Genomic DNA, 19,151 nt, shown 5'->3' on the forward strand with positions numbered 1-19,151 from the left:
GGCATTCAATAAGACCTTGGCGAGTAAGCATAAACAGTTGTGCTGGCGACAATAGCAAGAGTGAACCACCTGATCCCTTCCCGAACTCAGAAGTGAAACCTCTTAGCGCTGATGGTAGTGTGGGGTTACCCATGTGAGAGTAAGTCATCGCCAGCTCATTAATTCTAAAAACACCCCAACTTAACAGTTGGGGTGTTTTTTTATGGGAAATATGTATGGAAGTTAGAGAGAGGGAGAATTAAAATGATATGAGCATGTTTAAATAGCTAAAAATAATCTTATGATTATGCTTCTTTATCTTATTAGATGGGGGAATTCACTTAATATACAAAATTTTAGTTGTGAGTTTCAGTTAAAATTATTCGATCTGTGGTGGTTATATGATCGCTTTATTTTGTATATAGTCTAATATTACTCAAGTTACATGTGACGATTCTCTATTAATAGAAATAATTTTATATAAAACTGATAGTTTAAGCAACATTTTTAAAACAGTTCTATGCAGAATATTTACACTGGGAACGAACTGTGTTTTCATAGCGGTTATTAATTGATACCACTAAAATAAATTTATTGGAAAAAATAAAGTTTGGGGATTTTTATGAAAAAAAGATTTAGTCTTAAGCTATCTGCAATTGCGGTTTCTACAATTTTAGCAAGTTGTGGAGGTGGGGGGGGCTATTTTAATAATAATACGAATAACTCTAGTGGAAATGGGAGTACAGAAACACCTCAGAATACTGCTGCTGAACTGTTATCGATAGGGCAAAGTAAAAGCAGCTTAAATGCTGGTACAGCAGATAGTTTAACTTTAACAATTCGTACCCTTGATAAAAATGGCGGTATTGTTCCAAAGTCGAATGTTAAAATTGAAATTGTAGATGCACAAAATTCTGGTGCAAGTCTAAGCACGCTTACCAATATGGTCAGTGATGATAAAGGGCTTGTATCTACTGATGTGACATTGGCTGCAAGTACAAATCTAAATTCTAAAATGAATCGTACCATTACAATTGTTATAACGTCTGGTAAAGTTAAACAGGAAATTTTGATTCCAATTAGTGGTACAGTAGTTGGAATTTCTTCTGATGTAACTTTATTGGAAGAAGGGCAAAGTGCAACATTAACTGTGAAAGCGGTAGATGCAGCGGGTAAAGCGTTGGAGAGTGCAAAAGCTTCTCTTGTAAATGCCGCTGGTGTGGAAGTTTTTGCAGCTGTTGCTACAGATAAAGATGGTAATGCAGTATTTAAGGTACCTTATTTACAGGTAAGAAACTCTGCTAATCAGAAACTTGAATTAATTGGAAAAATTACAGTTGATGGGCAGAACCAATCTGTAACAAATTTACTTTCATCAGGTGGTATTACATTAGTTGCAAATGTTGCAAACAATGTAATTCAGACGATTTCTGATTCTACTCCTGTTGGTGTTGGAGTTAGTAAAAATATAACGGTCAAAGTTTCTGCGAAGACTCAGGCCGAATTAACCAGTCAAAGTGTTAATTTTGAAACGACTAATGGGAAAGTTACAGCCTCATCTCCAATTACTAATATTCGTCAGGAAAATGGTCAATGGGTAGGTGAAGCTAGTACTACGCTTGTTGGTAAAATCGCTGCTGTAGCGACAGTATCTGCTCAATTTGGCAATAGCATTGCTTATATTTCACAGCAAATTAGTGCTGGAGCACCAAAAACAATTTCATTGCAATCAGATGCAAGTGTACTTGCCCCTGGCACAAATACCAAAGTAATTGCGCTTGTAAAAGATCAGAACGGAACGCCAATTCCAAATACTAAGGTTAATTTTACTGTACTTAAAGATACCTCACTAAGTGGGCGAATTTCGCAGCCATCGGCAATGACTGACTCCGCTGGACGTGCTACAGTTATTTATACAGCAGGTTCTGCACAAACATTAGGTGGTGGCGTTGAAATTCAGGCATCTGCAGGAGAAGCAACTGCTCCTACACCCGTGTATTCAGAAAATCTATTATTAACTGTATCTATGCAATCTGCATTTATTACTGTTGCGCAGAATCATCAAATTCTAAAAGTTGCAGGTGATGATACTAATTACTATAAAGAGTTCTCAGCTTCAGTCGTGGATACAGCGGGGAATCCAATTGCAGGGCAAAAAATCAGTATTTCTTTGGATTTAGCAAGTTTTTATAAAGGTAAATTCAATTGGGTACGTGATTATAGTTATGGTCAGGATGGTAGTGGTGCTTGGGCTTGGTTAAGCAAGCTGCAATGGTCTCGTGATTATATGACTTATATCAATGGTATTTCAAAACCAGTAGTGACTTATGTAGAATGCCCAAGTAATGAATTTCCGAATCCAATTTCAATTTTAGGCTCAGATAATTCTATTCTTGGTACTCAAGGTAGTTTTGTGACAGATGCTCAAGGTAAATTCTCATTTAAAGTACGTTATGGTCGTAATTATTCAAATTGGCTGCGAGTTAATTTAAATGCTTCTACAAATGTTTCTACCAAAGACAATATGACAGCATTATCTTTCATGCCTCCTGTAGCATCAGATGATGTTGATGATATTGATGGTAAATGGCGTCCAGATCATGAAAGTCCTTACGGCATGGATATTTCAACATGTTCGAATTATAAATAGTTTGGTTTAATAAAAAACCGCAGTTAAACTGCGGTTTTTTAATATTTAAACTTTTTAGATTGCTGTCCCCATACTCACACCAACAGTCGGTCTTATGTTCATCGAACTACAAGCAGAAATGACTAAACAACAAACCAAAATCAACATTAATTTATTCATTGAGTAAGCCTTGAGACTTTGCATTATTAAAAAGCGTGGTTGATCGAGAACCTGTTTTACAGATCATCAAAATAGGCTTGGGTAGACTATTATAATATTTGGAAAACTCAATAATGTCGGATTGAGAAATTTGACCACTGCTAATCGGTTGATAGATTAGGCTTACTTTTGATTTTTCACTAATATTTCTGAGCTGATGTGCCGTAGTTAAATTACCTTGTTCATCATCAGGGCGGTTGACAACAACTGACTTAAAACCAAGTGCAATTAATTTTTGAAATTTATCAGTTGTCATTTCACCTGAAACACTGACGTCAGTCGCCAGTGCTCGGCTGAGATCTACATTCTCTGCATAGGTTACATGGGTATAAATTAAACAACAGCAGAATACTAAGGAGATGAAACTTTTAGTCATCTAAAAGATCCATTTGCTTTGCCAGTTGGTACAAATTATTGGAACGGTTACCCGTACGGCAGAACATTAAAATAGGTTTTGGAAGCTCATTATAATGATTGGCAAATGTACGCACATCGATTTCTGTAATCTGACCAGCAATGATCGGTTGATAGACATAGTCTAATCCCGCAACTTGTGCTGCTGCTTCAATTTGAGCACTAGTGGGTTGTGTCGCACCACCTTCCATATCAGGGCGGTTATTGATGACTGATTTAAAACCTTTTTCAACCACTTGAGAAATATGTTCAGGGCTAATTTGACCTGCAAAACCTACACTTTCACTCATGTTGCCACTCCAAATAGCTTAAAAATACTCTATGCTAATATAATAACACTAAGCTTTGCCTTGGACTAAAATGACCGAGCATTTTTATAAGAGAAAACTAACAAATAATAATGCAATGGAGCGCGTATGTACGTGTATACAGTAGAACCACTGTATGTTCAAAGCGGTCAAGATGTCATAGCTGCCGATTTTTATCGACCTAAGAATATTAGAAAACCTGCAGTAATTGTGATGGCACATGGCTTTGCAGCCTTACGCCAATTTAAATTGATTCAATACGCACAGCGCTTTGCTCAGGCAGGATATGCTGTGGTTTTATTTGATTATCGGTTTTGGGGGGGGAGTACTGGACATCCTCGTGAACTGGTCTCGATTAAATATCAATTAGAGGATTGGAAAACAGTCATTTCACATCTTGCAGCAAAAAAAAATATCGATGCACGTAACATAGTCCTTTGGGGCACATCCTTGAGTGGTGGCTATGTACTGAGCCTCGCTTCTGAACTGAAAAATATTCAAGCCGTGATGGTACAAGTACCTTATGTAGATGGTGCAGAAAGTGCTAAGACTTATCCATTGCATCAATTACCAAAAGCATTAAAATTATCCAGTCAGGATTATATGAGTGGTAAAGTCGGGCTGGTCACTAAAACTTTACCCGTGGTTCACCCTTTTGATTTGTGCTTTTTACCGACGAAAGACAGCTATAATGGCTATATGTCGATTGTCAATCCAGACTATTTTTGGAGTGGAGAAGTCCCTGCAAGAGCCTTTTTTAACTTAATTCGTTATCGGCCTATACAAACTGTTCGTAATATTAATTTGCCAGTCTTGTTTATTGCAGCACAAAAAGACAGTTTTATTCCAATTGAATCGAGTCGAGAAACGGCAACCAATATTGCACCATTTGTACAATATCATGAATGGAATATGTCACATTTCGATATTTATCATGGGGTATGGCTGGAAAAAGCAATTTTGACTCAGTTAGAATTTTTACATCAACATATAGGAGTGAGCTAGATGATTATTGTATGCCCATCTTGTAGCGCTAAAAATCGTGTTCCTAAAGAGAAACTAGATTCTCAACCGAGTTGTGGTCAATGTCATCAAGGCTTGATTCCGCTTACTCCGATTGAACTTAATGAACAAAATTTTAGTCACTTTATTAGTAATAGCGATTTACCCATTTTAGTGGATTTATGGGCAGAGTGGTGTGGGCCTTGTAAAATGATGGCGCCACACTTTGCTGAGACTGCCAAGCATAATCCGTATGTTGTTTTTGCCAAGATTGATACAGAAGCCAATCCACGATTGAGTGGTGCATTCAATGTCCGCAGTATTCCAACGCTGGTTTTAATGAAGAAAACTAAGGAAGTTGCTAGAATAAGTGGTGTGTTACGCGCTAACCAATTACAAGAATGGTTAGACCAACAGTTGAATACCCCAGAATAGATCTCTGGATTTGGAGTTAATGTGTCAGATTCTCATGTAAAACCTGAAGGTACACTTTCTTTACAAACTATTGCCATGCCAGCAGATACAAATTGGAGTGGTGATGTTTTTGGTGGTTGGATTGTTTCACAAATGGACTTGGCAGGGGCAATTCATGCAGAGCGTTTTAGTAAGGGGCGTTGTGCGACCATTTCAATTAATCAAATGACTTTTTTAGTGCCCGTCAAAGTCGGTGACGTCATTAGTTGTTATACCAAAATTTTAAAAGTGGGTAACACGTCTATTCAAATGCAAATTGAGGTGTGGGATAGTCATGATAGTTCCCGCGTACCGATACGAGTCACGGAAGGAGTTTTTACTTTTGTGGCTGTAGATGTACAAGGTGGTAAACGTCAAATTTCTGAAGAAATTAAACAAAAGTACTTGGTTAAGTAGCCAACGCAAGATAAAAAATCCCAATCTTCATTGGGATTTTTTATTAACTTCAAAACATGGTTGAAGATGAGGGCATTACTTTTTTAGCTGAGATTTAGCGATCCAAGCCCATAACATTTCACACTGAATGGGTTCTTGTCCTGTCTCATCAGTCACAGAAACAGATACTAGGGTTTCACCTTTTTCGGTGCTTTGCATGAGCGTGATTTGTTCATCAGTCAAGGTTGCTACAGCCTTCATATTACCCTTAGTTGGGCGTTTGAAGTCTACTTTTAAGCTTTTGATTAGAACAATACAGTGATCAGGAACATTCATCCCTGTCACAAAACCAGTGGCTGTTTCCGCAATGAGTGCCATTGCACAGGCATGAACCTGACCAATATGGTTTTGGATTGCACGATGGTTTTGAATTTCAACAATCACTTGAGAATGACTGACTTCAATATATTTGATATGGGCAGTGCCGACCATAGGAACGACTCGACCAAAAGCCTTGCTCCACAGCGTACTTCGAATACCTTTCGGAAATTTTGCAGTCGCTTTTACCAGTTTTGCTAAACGATTGGTCTGAGTCATATCGAATCCTATGTTTATCTAAAAGACCTTAGTCCTTAAAGTTATTAAATTGTAAAGGCACGCCGAATTGTTGTTCTTTAAGAAACGCCATAACTTGTTGCAAAGTATCGCGTTTTTTATCGGTAACACGAATTTTATCGCCTTGAATAGAAGATTGCACTTTGATGCCGCTTTCTTTAATGGCTTTATTTATTTTTTTTGCGGTATCCGAGTCAAGACCATCTTTGAGTTTGATGACTTGAATAACATTTTTACCTGAAGCTGTCATTTTTTGTGGATCAAGTGCTTGAATATCAACTTTGCGTTTAAAGAAATGATTTTCCAGCATGCTAAAAACTTGTTCACATTGGAAATCACTTTCTGTCGAAATTTTAATTTCTTTATTTTTTTCACTGATTTCAATTGAAACGTCCTGACCACGGAAGTCAAAGCGCGTTGCAATTTCTTTTTGAGTGTTTTGAACAGCATGATTCACTTCAAAAATCTCTAATTCTGAAACAATATCTAAAGATGGCATAGTTTAACCTTTACAAAGGGAAAGAATATCTGAGATGCTAGGGATGTTTTCTTCATTTGCCAAGTGCTGTTTACATCAAAGGAGTGTGCAATGATCCGTAAACAAGAAATTACTACATTTGAGTTCCCAGAAAATGCGATTATTTGGGATGTTCGTGATGCAAAAGCCTATGCAGAAGGTCATGTTAAAGGTGCTGTCAATCAGCCAATTGATGATTTGAATGCGCAAAGCTTGACTCAAGTGAATTCGGATCAGTCCATTTACATACTATGTGGTGGTGGGAGTAAAGCTCCTCGTGCAGCTGAGAAGTTAGAAAGCTTAGACAACGCTCGTGATTACGTTGTTTTAATGGGAGGCACACGTGCAGTACGTGATGCAGGTATTCCTTTAGAACAAGGTTGTTAAAATAAGCGCCGAAAGGTGCTTTTTTATGTCGTGAAGAAGATTCGATTTTATAAAGCCTCCATTTAGGAGGCTTTATTGTTACGGTTGCAACGTAACTTTCAGCCTGCACATTATGGTCTGACAATCACACCATTAAAATAAGGTTTTTTAGGTTTCACTTTTTTTTGAAAACGTCTCAGACTTAATTTTTGTAACAAATTTTGTGGCATCGGACATGCTTCGGCTAAAACTAGTGCAGCCAAGACTTCACTGCATAAAGGTGCATATAGAAATCCTTTAGATCCCAAGGCCGAGAGCGTATAAATTTCGGTATCTTCCTGCATTTTTCCAAGGAGTGGAAAATAATCAGGACTTTGTGTGCGCACCGAGGCACGACCTTGCCATTGCGCGATGGGTGCTAATTTTTCAGCATATTCAGGAAAAGCACTGTGGATAAGGTCATAGTTATGCACATGGTCTTCGATGAGTACTTCATGATCATCACGATGTGGATAAAATGAAGCACCTAGAATTAAATGTTGTGGATCCAGTTGCAGGCAATAACCAGTATAACTATAGGCTTGATTGGCTTGAAGTGGCTGCTGCTGATTGTTGACCCAACTAACTTGACCACGATTAGGTTTCAGCTGAGGATAATTTTCAATAAAGTTTGGGCTATTCATTGCAGCACAAACCATCACATGATCAAACTCACCTAAGAGATGATCCTTACTGAGTAATGTGAGTTGACCTTGTTCTTGTTTTTGAATGCTGTCTACTTGCGCATGTTGAAAATGAATTAATGGATGTTTCAAGATACTGGCTTGCAGCTGATGCGGATAGATTGCGGCAGCAGCTTTTAATTGTAGACTGGCAAATGGGGTTTGGAGTTCTAATGCATGGGCATCTTGCTGTATAAAAACGTCATCTGAATATTGTTGTGCAAGGCTTAAAAATTCCTCAGCATCTTTTTGTGCCAATTGATTGACGTGGAGTGCACGAAACCCATCAAATTGTTGATAATGCTGTAAAGCATATTGCCATGTTGCGGTGACTAAATGTTCTGCACTTTGTGCTGCAGAACCCAGTTTAGGATTAAGCAAGGCTAGAGGGTTTCCAGAGGCCCCAGCAAGAGGTGCTGTTTGATCGTAAATCGTGACTTGATGCCCACGTTGAGCGAATGCCCATGCGCAGCTCAAACCTGCGATTCCTGCGCCAATGACCGCGATTTTATGTTGTTTAAATTGAGCTTTTGAATGAAGTGATGCTGTGTTAGAACTTTGTATTGGATCGGAAGTTGAAATAATATCTTGATCTGGTGATACTACTTGCCAAATGGCTTTTAACATTTGATGTTTATGCCCAAAGCCTTTCGGACGAGAAATACTGATACCTTGCTGTTGCAAACCTCGTTTCAATACGCCTGCCACACTGAAGGATGTAAAGGTCGTGCCTATATCTGATAGGCGGACAATATTTTTTAAGACCTGTTCTTGCCACATATCGGGGTTGCATGACGGTGCAAAGCCATCTAAAAACCATGCATCTATAGCTTTAGTTTTATATATGTTCGGCAAGACATCATGTGCATCACCCAGCCAAAGGTCTAAAGAAAAGCGCTCATTGGGGAAATGCAGACGATGGCAACCAGCAATCAGTATGGGGTATTTTTGAATCAATTGATCTGCAAGAGGTTTGAGTTCCGGCCAAACCTTTAGCGCACGAATGAGATCTTGTTTGGTTAATGGAAATTTTTCGACACTAATGGTATGTAAATGACTTTGGTTCGCTGGACGAACTTGTTGCCAAAGTTGCCATAAAGCTAAAATATTTAAGCCTGTACCAAAACCTGTTTCACCGACACTAAAATATTCAAAGTCTTGTAGGTTGGCTAAACGGGTTGGTAAGTCATTGCCCGCTAAAAATACATGACGGGCTTCTAATAGACCATTGTCTTTAGAAAAGTACACATCAGAAAACTGATTAGAAACTGGAATTTCAATTCCATCAATGTATTGCCAATCTAGGTCAGCAGTTTGAATGGCTTTAGACAAAGCAGATTAACCTTTAAAGTAACAAGTCAGTGGCTTACCACTGACGACGACGTTTGGTATAGATATAACTGGCGATGAAAAAGCCGAGTAATACACCGACAGCAATCGTAGCAGCGCCATATAAAAACATTTGTGCACTGGCTTCACTTTGTAGCACTTGAACTTGTACACCTAAACTATCGTTTTTAAGTTGTAATTCTTGGTTTTGTGCCAAAGCATCTAAATTGGCTTTTTCGAGTTGCTGTAAACGAGTGGCTTGGTCTTTGACCAAAGCTTTAACTTTTGCATCTTGAGATGCTTTTTCTTTGGAAATTTGTTCAGCTGTCAGTGCTTTCGCCTCTTTTTCTTGTGGAGAGGGTTGCACGATAGTATTGGTACCTGCTACAGCTGAAATAATACCTGGTTTGGGAGCGACTTGAGGGGAAGGAGGCGTTGCAGTTGTGCTTTGTGCCGTAGAAGTGGTCGTTTGCGGAGCAGGCTCAGCCCACGCGATAGAACAGATAAGAGATAAGCCGAGTAAGCTTTTGACCACAACGCGCATCATATTATCCTTTTGGAAATGCTTTATTGAACGGCTTAACATCAATGTTGGCGTAGATCCCTTCTTTTAAGAAAGGCTCTTCTTTGAGCCAAAGATCTAAGGCTTCACGATTGTCAAAATCAAGAATCATGGTGCTACCATAAAAACCCTCTTGTGGGTTTTCGCGGTCTTTAGGCATTGCGCCCGCAACGATGACACGGCCTTCTGCATCTAACTGTTCTAGGCGTGCGATATGTTGTGGACGTACAGCAAGGCGTTTTTCTACAGTGCCGTCATGATCGGTACACGTAATGATAAATAAAGGCATCTTAATTTTCCAATTTGTTGATCATCAACACTTATTCTTGAGGCGATTTAAAGTGCTTACGCAATACAATAAACTGGATAATGATAAACGATAACATCACTAACATGTCACCAAAAGCAGTAAAATTTACCCAAACGGCATGGTCTTTTGATGGATCTGGATAAATAAAACCAAAGAAACAATGTAGAAATGCCATAAAGCAAAATAAGCCGACCCAAGCCAAGTTGAGTTTAATCCAACCGGATTTGGTCAATTCTAAAATTGGGTCAAACATACGTTGAATGAGTGGCTTTTTCTCTTTACCAATCATTGGACTAATCAGGAAGGCTAGACTAAAAGCGAGATTTAAAAAGATGGCTTTATAAATCATAAAATCGCCATCACGTAGTGCGAGTGTTAAACCACCAAAAATGATGGTGCTCACAACGACTAAAATTTGCGGTTTTTCGAGTTTAAATTTTTGTGAAATAAATAAATATAAGTACACGATTAAGGTTGAAACCATTAACGCTAGCGTGGCAACCAAGATATTTCGATTATCCAGTGCACCTGTAATTCCAATGTTTTCCAATACAGCTTGACTCTGTTCTGGCTTTATTAATTTATATACTGCAAAGAATATGATTATTGGTAAATAATCTAAAAATGCTTTCATGTTAAAGTATCAAACTGTTCAGGTGAATAATAGTAGTATAGAAGATGCAAGGCGTAGATTTACATACACATAGTAATATTTCTGACGGAACTTTGTCTCCAGAATTATTGGTGCTGTCGGCGCTTGAAAAAGGCATTCATACCCTTGCACTGACTGATCACGATACCATGGATGGCTTAAAACAGGCTGAAGAAGTTGCAAAAAACCAACCGATTCAAATTATTTCTGGGGTCGAAATCTCGAGTCAATGGTCAAGACCTGCCACTAAAAAAAGTTACGGTGTGCATATTGTTGCTTTGAATATGCAAAATCCTGAACCCTTACAACAGCTTCTTATTCAGCAAAAAAAAATCCGCGCAGCACGTGCCAAGCTCATTTGCGATTTACTTATCCCATTAATTGGTCAAGATATTTATGCTGATGTCTTGGCAAAAGTAGCGGATGAGCCTGACCGTGTCACGCGGACACATATTGCAAAAGTCTTGGTGGAAAAAGGTATTGTTTCTCGTCCACAGCAGGCTTTTGATAAGTACATTAAAGAAGGCAAAAAAGCCTATGTAAAGTTTGATGGTTTAGGTTTAGCAGAAACAATTGACGTTATTCATCAAAGTCAGGGTTTTGCCATTTTGGCACATCCAACTCGTTATGATTTATCTGCGACTAACATTCGCTATTTGATTGAAATTTTTGCATACCATGGTGGTGATGCAATTGAATTACCACCTGCAATCGAGCCTTTATCGACTCGGCAAATGGTAGATAGGATGATTGCAGAGTTTAATTTAAAAGTTTCGGTCGGTAGTGATTTTCATGGTGATAATATGCCGTGGATTAAATTGGGCAATATTCCAAGAGTAAAAGAAGGGCAAGTGGGGATTTGGGAGAGTTTTAGCTAGTTTTTATCTAAATGCTCAATGTCTTCATCCCTCTTTCGTTCAAGAGGGAGTTTGAAAGTATCCGAATGTCAAAGGGAGATCGAGTAGGTTTATAAAAGGTTATGATCCTGTGCTTGTATTGGTGGTGGCGTGGGTTTGCCTAATGTTCCCAATAATTCAATTTCAATCGTACGAACCATCGAATCTAAGGGGAGGTCATTACTTTGTGTACCAAAGGGTTCTTCTATTTCTGTACTTAAAACATCTAGTCCTAAAAAGGTATAAGCCAAAATTCCCACCAACAACGGTGTCGCTAAACCCAATAAAGAGCCTAAACTAAATGGCAGCATGAAACAGAAAAAGTACACGGTACGGTTCAATAAAACTGAATATGCAAAGGGTAAAGGGGTTGTGGCAATCCGGTCACAGCCAGTTTGCACTAAACTTAACTCATTCACGTGTTCATTCAATTGAACATAAATAATGTCGGAAATTTCCCCCTCCTTGAGGGCTTGCATTAATTCCCATTGAATTAAACTGAGTGTGTATTGTGGTGCATTGTTTTGTTGATACAGTTGCGCTAAAGCCTGTTGGCTCATACCACTGGTTTCGATGAGTGAGATTGGATTTGCAGTTTGATGACGCAGACGATCTCGAAGGACATTGGCAAATACAATCACATGATGAATGATGCGTTCACGTCGACCTTGGGGAAACATACGGCAATCACGATCAAAATGACGTGCATTGGCAATCAACATGCCCCATAACTTACGTGCTTCCCACCAGCGGTCATAACAGGCGGTATTTTTAAAGCCCAAGAAAATAGACAGCACGACACCAATTAGGGTAAAACCCACTAAAGGTAATTCAGGAAATCTATAGAGATCAATATATTCAACTCCGCCGACGATTGCGGAAATGAGCATAACTACACCTAAGGGTGGCAACACTTTGGGTAAAATTGTGCCACGCCAAGAGAATAATAGTTTTAAGGTGTCGTTTTGTTCACGAACAATCATATTATTTGAATCAACATATTTTTAAGTCGATCCTACTAGCTCAAAAGCCTTTGTCAATATGCTTTCGGCATTCTCTGTGGACTTTTGAGTAGATCATGCTCGACAAAAGAAAAAGAATGTTCGGATGCGACGATAATGTGATCCAGCAATTTTATTTCGACCAAATGACAGGCATTCAAAATTTCTTGAGTCAAGTGCAAATCTTCAGCTGAAGGGTGGCAATTCCTTTGGGATGATTATGGGCAATAACAATTCCGGTGGCATGAGATTGTATGGCGTGTCTGAGCAGTTGATTAATGGAAATAGAACAATAGTTCATTGAGCCAAAGAACAATTTCTTAAAGTTGATTTTCCGGAGTTGTGCATCTAAGCAGAGTACTGCAAAGACTTCTTGTGATTCACCAATTAATTCATAGCGTAAATAGTCCCGAATCAAATCTGAGCGACTGAGGTCAATACCTTGATACAGTTGCTGTTTGATATAACGTCTGCCGAGCTCTTTGACAGCCATAAGTTGTGAGTATTTGGTTTCAGCAATGCCATGAAATTGACTCAACTCTTCTAAAGATGCATCAAAGACTGGATTTAATCCCTCAAAATGCTGAATCAGTAAGCGAGCGAGTTCCACCGCAGAATGTTGTTTGGAGCCTGATCTGAGGAAAATAGCCAAAAGTTCAGCATCAGAAAGACTTTCAGCACCTTGGTGTAATAAGCGCTCTCGCGGTCGTTCTTGTTGTGGCCATTGTTTAATTGAGTGATTCATTCTTATTCGCTTCGTTAATTTATTTTACTTTTATTTTCCCCAGCGAATTGCTTGGGTCACTGAATATTTAATGATATTGTGAGCGCCACTGCAACAGAAAGGTGACATGAGCGTGAGTTTTGATCTCAGTGTGATTTCCAATAAAAAAATTATTCTTGCTGTAACTGGGGGGATTGCTGCGTACAAAAGTGCAATCTTGGTACGTCGACTGAAAGATTTTGGTTTTGATGTTCGTGTCGTCATGACCAAAGGGGCGCAAGCATTTATTACCCCTTTAACGTTCCAAGCACTCTCAGGAAATCCAGTTCATACTGAATTATTAGATCCTGAAGCTGAAGCAGGTATGGGGCATATTGAACTGGCACGTTGGGCAGATTTAGTTTTAGTGGCTCCTGCAAGTTGCGATACGATTGCTAAGTTTTCAGCTGGTTTGGCCAATGATTTATTAAGTACCTTATATTTGGCGACGAAAGCACCAGTTTGGATTGCACCTGCAATGAATCAACAAATGTGGGCAGCAAAAGCGACGCAACGTAATTTGAATACCTTAGTTGAAGATGGCGTCCATGTGATTATGCCAGAAGCTGGCTCACAAGCCTGTGGAGATGTGGGTTTGGGGCGTATGCCTGAACCTGAAGCTTTGGCTCAACAGATCATGGATTACTTTCATCGTGCGCAACGTGCGATTGCCGAAAAATTTGGTATGTTGGCAGGCAAACGGGTGGTTGTAACTGCTGGTCCAACCCGCGAAGCGATTGATCCAGTCCGTTATATTTCTAATCACAGTACTGGCAAGATGGGCTTTGCGATTGCCGCTGCATGTTATGCCGCAGGTGCAAAAGTGACCTTACTTGCAGGGCCAGTCAGCTTAGATACCCCCAATGGTGTACGCCGTATTAATGTGTCATCTGCGATAAAAATGTTAGATGAAAGTATGCATCAACTTGAAGAAGGCTGTGATATTTTCATTGCGACGGCGGCTGTGGCAGACTATCGAGTTGCTGAAGTTGCTGAGCATAAAATTAAAAAAGCTGGTGATGAGCTAAATGTCAGCTTGGTAAAAAACCCAGATATTGTTGCAACAATTGCACAGCAAACCAAGCGTCCATTTATGGTGGGTTTTGCAGCAGAAACCCGCAACGTAGAAGAATATGCGGCAGGAAAATTAGTTGCTAAGAAGCTCGATATGATTGCCTGTAATGATGTATCACGTGCCGATATTGGTTTTGCTTCTGATGAAAATGCCATGACGGTTTTTTTCGCTGACCAATACCAATTGGAAAAGCGTGATTTAGAAAAAGCATCTAAGCAGGATATTGCACAACAGTTGGTTGAAGCGATTCATGATGCATTACATTATGAGATTGAACCTGTCTAATCCAGCTTGGCGATCAAATTTTTATTAAAATGCAACGATCTTGTTGCATTTTTTATGTATGCTGAATGAGCTTTAAACCAAAAGATAATATGCAAATTAGGCAATGCTTAAGTGCTAAAAACAACCAAATTTTGAAAGGATATTCAAATGATCAAAAAAACTATAGCCGTACTGATGATGATTTCAACCTTCGCTGTCAGCAGTATGACTTTTGCTGCCGATCTTAAAAGTAATATGAAAACACTTGGGAAAAACTATAAAGCGTTTAATCAATCGAGTACTCCAACGGATGCCATCCAAGCTTTAGATAATATGCGTGCAGCAGTGTTAGATGCCAAAAAAGTGCAATTGACACCTCAAGATGGACAAGCTGCGCAACCATCTTCGACAGCATTATTTGATCAATTGGTCATGGAAATTGATAAAACGAAAAAAATTGTTCAGGCCGGAAATCTTGATCAGGCCAAAATGGAAGGGAAAAAACTGGGTGAAATTCGCGATCAAGGCCATAAAATTTATCGTTAATTAAAATTGTATCTGCCATAAAAAAAGACCGCTCAAAGCGGTCTTTTTTTATAATCAAACTTAAATACTTAAGCTTGACCTTCAGCAGCAGTTTCTTGAGCACGTTGCATATTGGCTTCAAATTCTGCATCAAAATTGATTGGAGTAAGAAGCAATTGTGGGAAACTGCCTTTAGTTACAAGATCATTCACCGCTTCACGAAGGAATGGGAATAAAATATTTGGGCAGTAAGCACCAAGAATGTAAGGAAGGCGATCTTCTTCAATACCATCAATGAGGAAAATACCTGCTTGAGTGACATCAACAATAAATGCAGTTTCACCAGCATTATTTGCTTGTACAACGACTTTTAAAGAAACTTCAAAGTGAGTTGGATCAACTTTTTCAGCAGCAGATGATAGGTTGATATTCAACTCAGGTTGCCATTCTTTTGTAAAAACGCTTGCCCCAGGTACTTCAAAAGATAGATCTTTAGTATAAATACGTTCTAAAGCAAGTTGCGGTTGTTGTTCTTCACTCATTCTTAATTTCCTTAATAGTATGAGGTAGTGATTGACGAATTAAACTGCGGCCAACATTGAGTCAAGTTTACCTTCTTTTTCTAAAGCATAAAGTTGGTCAAACCCACCAATAAATTGGTCGTTAATAAAAATTTGAGGTACGGTACGATGTTTGGTTTTTTGAGTTAGCTCCATACGTACTTCAGGTGCTTCATTGGACAAATTAATTTCTGTGTAAGCTACGCCTTTACGCTCAAGAAGCTGTTTTGCACGAACACAATACGGGCAAAAATTTGTTGAATAAACTTTTACTTCAGCTGTCATAATAACTCCTTAAGCTTATTTCGCTTTAACTAGAGGTAAGCCTTGGGCTTTCCAATTACTAATGCCGCCATCTAGACGATAACTATCCGAATGACCGACTTGTTGCAGCGCAGTGCCAGCAATTTGCCCCATATTACAAATGAATACAAGTGGACGATCAGACGTTTTTAACTCTTCAATATGACTTGAAATTTTGCTATAGGGAATGTTACGGCTACCACTGATGTGACCTTCACGGAAGTCTTTAGCATCACGTAAGTCAATCAACATCGCATTTTTAGCTTTTACTAAAATTCCAAGTGATTGTGCTGAAATTTTACGACCACTACGTTGTCCTTCAAAAACGAAGAACAAGACAATAAGTGCCCCTAAAATACCAAATAAAAAGGGGTGATTCCCCATAAATTCGAACCAACGTTCCACAAGTCACCTAATTACAAATCAAAACTGGATAGAGTATAGCCTATATATATGGTGATCAAAATCACCGCTTCAAGGCTGCCATAAAAGAAAACTAATTTTTTTGTTGCGCCTCAGTAATCTCATTAATCAGACGCAAATAACTATCCAAACGACGTGGCAAAATTTCACCGGCTTCGGCTGCCTGTTTTAAAGCACATTGCTTTTCATGGGTATGCGTACAGTTACGATACTGACAATGCCCGATCAAATTAAAAATTTCAGGGAATCCATTTTCAATTTTGTCGATATTTAAATGCCACAGTCCAAATTCACGAATGCCGGGTGAATCAATAAGTGCACCATTTTCACCAAAGCTGATTAAACGGGTTGATGTGGTGGTGTGTTGGCCTAGGGCTGAGTTTTCAGAAATAATATTGGTTTTCTGCGCAGCATTTGGAACAATAGTATTGATGAGTGAGCTTTTACCAACGCCAGATTGCCCGACAAAGGCAACAGTTTCGCCGTCTATACGCTGCATTAATTCAGTTAAATCACCCGTAGACTGCGTTTGCATGACTTCATAACCCAAGGCTTGATATTCAGCAACGAGTTTTAAGAGCGGATCATTTTCTTTGAGTAAGTCTGTTTTATTTAAAACTAACAGTGCTGGAATATTTGCATCTGCGCATGCAACCAAATAACGATCAATAAGAGTTGGGGCTGGGTCAGGGATGACTGCAAACACAATCACAATTAGACTGATATTTGCCGCAACGGGTTTCACTTTATGATAACGATCGGGACGTGTTAATAATGAATCGCGCGGGTGGATGGCAGAAATAATTCCTAAACCAGTATTCGGATCGGCCTGCCATTTAACTTTATCGCCAGTCACTAAAAGCTCTAGATTGGTTCGTGTATGGCAGCGCCAGACACTGCCTAGTTCTATTGGCTTCCAAAAGGCTTCAGGTTCACCTTCTTTGGTTTTAGGTTGGATTGGCGGCTCATCGGGTACCGAAAGGGCTTGTACTTCGAGTTGTCGTCCATAATGTTGGACCACGAGACCTTCTAACTCATTGGAAGTGTCTACATCTTCTTGACGTGTTTTTTGTTGCTTCTGAATCCGGCGTTGCTGCTGTTCAGTTAAACGACGTTTACGAATTAAAGCCATTCATAACCTGAGTAAACCATAATAATAAGAAGGCAAAAATAGCATGATGAGGGCAGTATTTACAGCGAAGATACGAGAAATTTGCTAGTATTATGGTTTTTTAGCCTAATAAGATTGCACATTTATGAGCAGCACCCCAGACACCCGCTTGATTTGGATTGACCTTGAAATGACAGGTCTCGATACAGACAATGACCAAATTATTGAAGTTGCTACAATTGTAACCGATGATAATTTAAATATTCTTGCGGAAGGCCCAGTACTTGCTGTGCATCAGTCTGATATTGTGCTTAATGCAATGGATGAGTGGAATACTCGCCAACATGGTCAATCTGGTTTGGTTAGTCGTGTACGTCGCAGTAAACTTACGGCACGTGATGCTGAGCTACAAACCTTAGAATTTCTTAAAAAATGGGTTAATCCTAAAACATCGCCGATGTGTGGCAACTCAATTTGCCAAGATCGTCGTTTCTTACATCGTTTAATGCCAGAAATGGAACAATTTTTCCATTATCGGAATTTGGATGTGTCTTCGGTTAAAGAGTTGGCTAAACGCTGGCGTCCAGAAATTATGAGCGGTTTGAAAAAGAATGCCTCACATTTAGCTATGGATGATATTCGTGATTCGATTGTTGAATTGAAATACTATCGTGAATATTTTTTCATTATGAATCAACCTGATTAAGCTAAAAAACAGTGGTAATTAAGAGACTTTAATAGTCTCTTTTTTATACATGTTGCATTTTAAATTTTTAAGCTATACTGATTTTGATAAAATAAACTGATGTGCTTACAAAAAGAAGCAAGTGCTACATCAGTTTGCAGAGAAATTATTTTACAATCCTTTTATATTTTTAATTATTACAATGAGTTGAATTATGCAAAGTAATAACCCGATTTTAACCCGCGCGGAAACCTATGCAGATTATGACCAACCTATGACGGTACAGGGTGCAATTCAAAAGTCAGTATTATTGACAGTGATTGCAGCTGTACTTGGTTTAGGGATCTTTTTTTATAGTTTTAGTAGTTTAAATATTGGCCTAGCCTATGCTGCTGCCATGGTTGGTGCAATTGGTGGTTTAATTTTAGCGTTAATTACGACATTTAAACCGAATACAGCCCGTGTACTTGCTATTCCGTATGCTTGTTTTGAAGGTGCCTTTTTGGGTGGAATCTCTGTTATTTTTCAAATGAAATTTCCAGGCATACCGTTACAAGCATTATTGGCTACTTTCGTGACCACCTTAGTCATGTTTGGTTTATATAAATTTCAAATTATTCGTGCCACTGAAAAATTTAAAGCAGTGGTCATGTCTGCAACTATCGCCATTGCACTGGTATTTGTTGTACAAATGGTGATGCGCTTAGCTTTTAGTTCAAGCATTCCTTTTATTTTTGAAAGTAATTGGTTAGGCATTGGTTTTGCAGCTTTTATTGCAGTGATTGCCTCTTTGAATCTAATTTTAGATTTTGATTTAATTGAAACAGCAGCAGCTCAACGCGCACCTAAAGCCTTTGAATGGTTATGCGGTATCGCATTATTAGCCACTTTAGTATGGATGTATTATTCATTTATGCGTTTATTGAGCTTGTTACAAGGCGATGATTAAGCTGAATCTGATTTTAAAAATCAACAAATCGCTCTTATTTTAGGGCAATTTTTTATTAATTTACGAAACATTGTAAAAAAGATGCATTATGCAATTTCGAAACTGACTTAGACTTGGCATTAT

At 38.8% G+C, this 19,151-nt stretch carries 23 protein-coding genes, 1 rRNA gene and 1 pseudogene; 11 read left to right on the top strand and 14 right to left on the bottom strand.

From position 1 onward, the window contains the following. The first annotated feature begins 41 nt into the window (after positions 1–41). Together rrf and B9T28_RS10650 are read left to right on the top strand one after the other, a co-directional pair. Positions 42–156, top strand: a 5S ribosomal RNA gene (gene rrf, locus B9T28_RS10645). A gap of 445 nt (positions 157–601) precedes the next feature. Then, positions 602–2,629, top strand: coding sequence for an Ig-like domain-containing protein (locus tag B9T28_RS10650; protein WP_086203967.1), 2,028 nt, complete (start codon positions 602–604; stop codon positions 2,627–2,629). Between the two features lie 151 nt (positions 2,630–2,780). Here the strand turns inward: B9T28_RS10650 and B9T28_RS10655 are convergent, their stop codons facing one another. Together B9T28_RS10655 and B9T28_RS10660 are read right to left on the bottom strand one after the other, a co-directional pair. Beyond that, the gene (locus B9T28_RS10655; RefSeq protein WP_086203968.1) at positions 2,781–3,203 is read right to left on the bottom strand and encodes a protein tyrosine phosphatase family protein; all 423 of its coding nucleotides are present in this window, start codon (positions 3,201–3,203) and stop codon (positions 2,781–2,783) included. Continuing rightward, positions 3,196–3,531: a protein tyrosine phosphatase family protein gene (locus B9T28_RS10660; protein WP_086203969.1), complete on the bottom strand. Its 336-nt coding sequence runs from the start codon at positions 3,529–3,531 to the stop codon at positions 3,196–3,198. Before B9T28_RS10660 ends, B9T28_RS10655 begins: the two co-directional genes overlap by 8 nt. Before the next feature lie 126 nt (positions 3,532–3,657). Between B9T28_RS10660 and B9T28_RS10665 the strand changes: the two genes are divergently transcribed. The 3 genes from B9T28_RS10665 to B9T28_RS10675 all read left to right on the top strand — a co-directional run bounded on the left by B9T28_RS10665 (position 3,658) and on the right by B9T28_RS10675 (position 5,421). Next, complete coding sequence (locus tag B9T28_RS10665) at positions 3,658–4,554, top strand: alpha/beta hydrolase (protein ID WP_086203970.1); 897 nt, start codon at positions 3,658–3,660, stop codon at positions 4,552–4,554. Further along, complete coding sequence (trxC, locus tag B9T28_RS10670) at positions 4,555–4,986, top strand: thioredoxin TrxC (protein ID WP_086203971.1); 432 nt, start codon at positions 4,555–4,557, stop codon at positions 4,984–4,986. Between the two features lie 75 nt (positions 4,987–5,061). Further along, complete coding sequence (locus tag B9T28_RS10675) at positions 5,062–5,421, top strand: acyl-CoA thioesterase (protein ID WP_434057136.1); 360 nt, start codon at positions 5,062–5,064, stop codon at positions 5,419–5,421. A gap of 75 nt (positions 5,422–5,496) precedes the next feature. Here the strand turns inward: B9T28_RS10675 and B9T28_RS10680 are convergent, their stop codons facing one another. Beyond that, a complete protein-coding gene (locus B9T28_RS10680; protein WP_086203973.1) occupies positions 5,497–5,997 on the bottom strand; it encodes a DUF4442 domain-containing protein in 501 nt (166 codons plus the stop codon). 28 nt (positions 5,998–6,025) lie between these two features. Then, a complete protein-coding gene (locus tag B9T28_RS10685; protein ID WP_086203974.1) occupies positions 6,026–6,514 on the bottom strand; it encodes a YajQ family cyclic di-GMP-binding protein in 489 nt (162 codons plus the stop codon). Between the two features lie 90 nt (positions 6,515–6,604). Between B9T28_RS10685 and B9T28_RS10690 the strand changes: the two genes are divergently transcribed. After that, positions 6,605–6,919 (top strand): rhodanese-like domain-containing protein, encoded by a 315-nt coding sequence (locus B9T28_RS10690; RefSeq protein WP_086203975.1) that lies wholly within the window; start codon positions 6,605–6,607, stop codon positions 6,917–6,919. A 110-nt stretch (positions 6,920–7,029) separates the two neighbouring features. On the opposite strand, the gene mnmC is transcribed toward B9T28_RS10690, so the two are convergent. Genes mnmC through B9T28_RS10710 form a run of 4 tightly spaced genes read right to left on the bottom strand, consistent with a single transcriptional unit; the run spans position 7,030 to position 10,455 of the window. After that, positions 7,030–8,952, bottom strand: coding sequence for a bifunctional tRNA (5-methylaminomethyl-2-thiouridine)(34)-methyltransferase MnmC2/FAD-dependent 5-carboxymethylaminomethyl-2-thiouridine(34) oxidoreductase MnmC1 (gene mnmC / locus B9T28_RS10695; protein WP_086203976.1), 1,923 nt, complete (start codon positions 8,950–8,952; stop codon positions 7,030–7,032). A gap of 34 nt (positions 8,953–8,986) precedes the next feature. After that, positions 8,987–9,493 (bottom strand): SH3 domain-containing protein, encoded by a 507-nt coding sequence (locus B9T28_RS10700; RefSeq protein WP_086203977.1) that lies wholly within the window; start codon positions 9,491–9,493, stop codon positions 8,987–8,989. Positions 9,494–9,497: 4 nt separating this feature from the next. Continuing rightward, positions 9,498–9,800 (bottom strand): YciI family protein, encoded by a 303-nt coding sequence (locus tag B9T28_RS10705; protein ID WP_086203978.1) that lies wholly within the window; start codon positions 9,798–9,800, stop codon positions 9,498–9,500. Positions 9,801–9,831: 31 nt separating this feature from the next. Next, positions 9,832–10,455 (bottom strand): inner membrane-spanning protein YciB, encoded by a 624-nt coding sequence (locus B9T28_RS10710; protein WP_086203979.1) that lies wholly within the window; start codon positions 10,453–10,455, stop codon positions 9,832–9,834. A 44-nt stretch (positions 10,456–10,499) separates the two neighbouring features. Between B9T28_RS10710 and B9T28_RS10715 the strand changes: the two genes are divergently transcribed. After that, on the top strand, positions 10,500–11,351 hold the full coding sequence (locus B9T28_RS10715; RefSeq protein ID WP_086203980.1) for a PHP domain-containing protein: 852 nt from the start codon (positions 10,500–10,502) through the stop codon (positions 11,349–11,351). An 89-nt stretch (positions 11,352–11,440) separates the two neighbouring features. Here B9T28_RS10715 and B9T28_RS10720 read toward each other — a convergent pair whose 3' ends face one another. Both B9T28_RS10720 and radC read right to left on the bottom strand, forming a co-directional pair. Continuing rightward, positions 11,441–12,352 carry a bestrophin family protein gene (locus tag B9T28_RS10720; RefSeq protein WP_086203981.1) on the bottom strand — a complete coding sequence of 304 codons (912 nt, stop codon included), beginning with the start codon at positions 12,350–12,352 and terminating at the stop codon, positions 11,441–11,443. Positions 12,353–12,405: 53 nt separating this feature from the next. Then, a pseudogene (gene radC / locus B9T28_RS10725) lies at positions 12,406–13,115 on the bottom strand (RadC family protein). Between the two features lie 112 nt (positions 13,116–13,227). On the opposite strand from radC, the gene coaBC reads away from it, so the two are divergent. Together coaBC and B9T28_RS10735 are read left to right on the top strand one after the other, a co-directional pair. After that, positions 13,228–14,493 carry a bifunctional phosphopantothenoylcysteine decarboxylase/phosphopantothenate--cysteine ligase CoaBC gene (gene coaBC, locus B9T28_RS10730; protein WP_086204166.1) on the top strand — a complete coding sequence of 422 codons (1,266 nt, stop codon included), beginning with the start codon at positions 13,228–13,230 and terminating at the stop codon, positions 14,491–14,493. 147 nt (positions 14,494–14,640) lie between these two features. Next, positions 14,641–15,018, top strand: a complete 378-nt coding sequence (locus B9T28_RS10735; protein WP_086203982.1) for a cytochrome b562 — start codon at positions 14,641–14,643, stop codon at positions 15,016–15,018. Between the two features lie 68 nt (positions 15,019–15,086). On the opposite strand, the gene secB is transcribed toward B9T28_RS10735, so the two are convergent. The 4 genes from secB to rsgA all read right to left on the bottom strand — a co-directional run bounded on the left by secB (position 15,087) and on the right by rsgA (position 17,415). After that, entirely contained in the window at positions 15,087–15,539 is a 453-nt protein-coding gene (gene secB / locus B9T28_RS10740; protein WP_086203983.1) for a protein-export chaperone SecB, read from the bottom strand. 39 nt (positions 15,540–15,578) lie between these two features. After that, entirely contained in the window at positions 15,579–15,842 is a 264-nt protein-coding gene (gene grxC / locus B9T28_RS10745) for a glutaredoxin 3 (protein ID WP_086203984.1), read from the bottom strand. 15 nt (positions 15,843–15,857) lie between these two features. After that, on the bottom strand, positions 15,858–16,265 hold the full coding sequence (locus tag B9T28_RS10750; protein WP_086203985.1) for a rhodanese-like domain-containing protein: 408 nt from the start codon (positions 16,263–16,265) through the stop codon (positions 15,858–15,860). Positions 16,266–16,356: 91 nt separating this feature from the next. Further along, complete coding sequence (gene rsgA, locus B9T28_RS10755) at positions 16,357–17,415, bottom strand: ribosome small subunit-dependent GTPase A (protein ID WP_086203986.1); 1,059 nt, start codon at positions 17,413–17,415, stop codon at positions 16,357–16,359. A 124-nt stretch (positions 17,416–17,539) separates the two neighbouring features. Here rsgA and orn point away from each other — a divergent pair, with 124 nt between their 5' ends. Both orn and B9T28_RS10765 read left to right on the top strand, forming a co-directional pair. Continuing rightward, on the top strand, positions 17,540–18,100 hold the full coding sequence (gene orn / locus B9T28_RS10760) for an oligoribonuclease (RefSeq protein ID WP_086203987.1): 561 nt from the start codon (positions 17,540–17,542) through the stop codon (positions 18,098–18,100). 193 nt (positions 18,101–18,293) lie between these two features. Next, complete coding sequence (locus tag B9T28_RS10765; RefSeq protein WP_086203988.1) at positions 18,294–19,028, top strand: Bax inhibitor-1/YccA family protein; 735 nt, start codon at positions 18,294–18,296, stop codon at positions 19,026–19,028. The last annotated feature ends 123 nt before the right edge of the window (positions 19,029–19,151 follow it).

Origin of the sequence: Acinetobacter silvestris (genome assembly GCF_002135235.1) — a bacterium.
Classification (GTDB): domain Bacteria; phylum Pseudomonadota; class Gammaproteobacteria; order Pseudomonadales; family Moraxellaceae; genus Acinetobacter; species Acinetobacter silvestris.

Bases quoted from the DNA above. Each gene is read 5' to 3' on its own strand.
- orn (WP_086203987.1), top strand. From the start codon at position 17,540: ATGAGCAGCACCCCAGACACCCGCTTGATTTGGATTGACCTTGAAATG.
- B9T28_RS10660 (WP_086203969.1), bottom strand. From the start codon at position 3,531: ATGAGTGAAAGTGTAGGTTTTGCAGGTCAAATTAGCCCTGAACATATT.
- B9T28_RS10765 (WP_086203988.1), top strand. From the start codon at position 18,294: ATGCAAAGTAATAACCCGATTTTAACCCGCGCGGAAACCTATGCAGAT.
- B9T28_RS10705 (WP_086203978.1), bottom strand. From the start codon at position 9,800: ATGCCTTTATTTATCATTACGTGTACCGATCATGACGGCACTGTAGAA.
- B9T28_RS10685 (WP_086203974.1), bottom strand. From the start codon at position 6,514: ATGCCATCTTTAGATATTGTTTCAGAATTAGAGATTTTTGAAGTGAAT.
- secB (WP_086203983.1), bottom strand. From the start codon at position 15,539: ATGAGTGAAGAACAACAACCGCAACTTGCTTTAGAACGTATTTATACT.
- B9T28_RS10720 (WP_086203981.1), bottom strand. From the start codon at position 12,352: ATGATTGTTCGTGAACAAAACGACACCTTAAAACTATTATTCTCTTGG.
- B9T28_RS10700 (WP_086203977.1), bottom strand. From the start codon at position 9,493: ATGCGCGTTGTGGTCAAAAGCTTACTCGGCTTATCTCTTATCTGTTCT.
- B9T28_RS10675 (WP_434057136.1), top strand. From the start codon at position 5,062: ATGCCAGCAGATACAAATTGGAGTGGTGATGTTTTTGGTGGTTGGATT.
- B9T28_RS10665 (WP_086203970.1), top strand. From the start codon at position 3,658: ATGTACGTGTATACAGTAGAACCACTGTATGTTCAAAGCGGTCAAGAT.
- rsgA (WP_086203986.1), bottom strand. From the start codon at position 17,415: ATGGCTTTAATTCGTAAACGTCGTTTAACTGAACAGCAGCAACGCCGG.
- B9T28_RS10680 (WP_086203973.1), bottom strand. From the start codon at position 5,997: ATGACTCAGACCAATCGTTTAGCAAAACTGGTAAAAGCGACTGCAAAA.
- B9T28_RS10715 (WP_086203980.1), top strand. From the start codon at position 10,500: ATGCAAGGCGTAGATTTACATACACATAGTAATATTTCTGACGGAACT.
- B9T28_RS10650 (WP_086203967.1), top strand. From the start codon at position 602: ATGAAAAAAAGATTTAGTCTTAAGCTATCTGCAATTGCGGTTTCTACA.
- grxC (WP_086203984.1), bottom strand. From the start codon at position 15,842: ATGACAGCTGAAGTAAAAGTTTATTCAACAAATTTTTGCCCGTATTGT.
- B9T28_RS10690 (WP_086203975.1), top strand. From the start codon at position 6,605: ATGATCCGTAAACAAGAAATTACTACATTTGAGTTCCCAGAAAATGCG.
- B9T28_RS10655 (WP_086203968.1), bottom strand. From the start codon at position 3,203: ATGACTAAAAGTTTCATCTCCTTAGTATTCTGCTGTTGTTTAATTTAT.
- B9T28_RS10710 (WP_086203979.1), bottom strand. From the start codon at position 10,455: ATGAAAGCATTTTTAGATTATTTACCAATAATCATATTCTTTGCAGTA.
- trxC (WP_086203971.1), top strand. From the start codon at position 4,555: ATGATTATTGTATGCCCATCTTGTAGCGCTAAAAATCGTGTTCCTAAA.
- B9T28_RS10735 (WP_086203982.1), top strand. From the start codon at position 14,641: ATGATCAAAAAAACTATAGCCGTACTGATGATGATTTCAACCTTCGCT.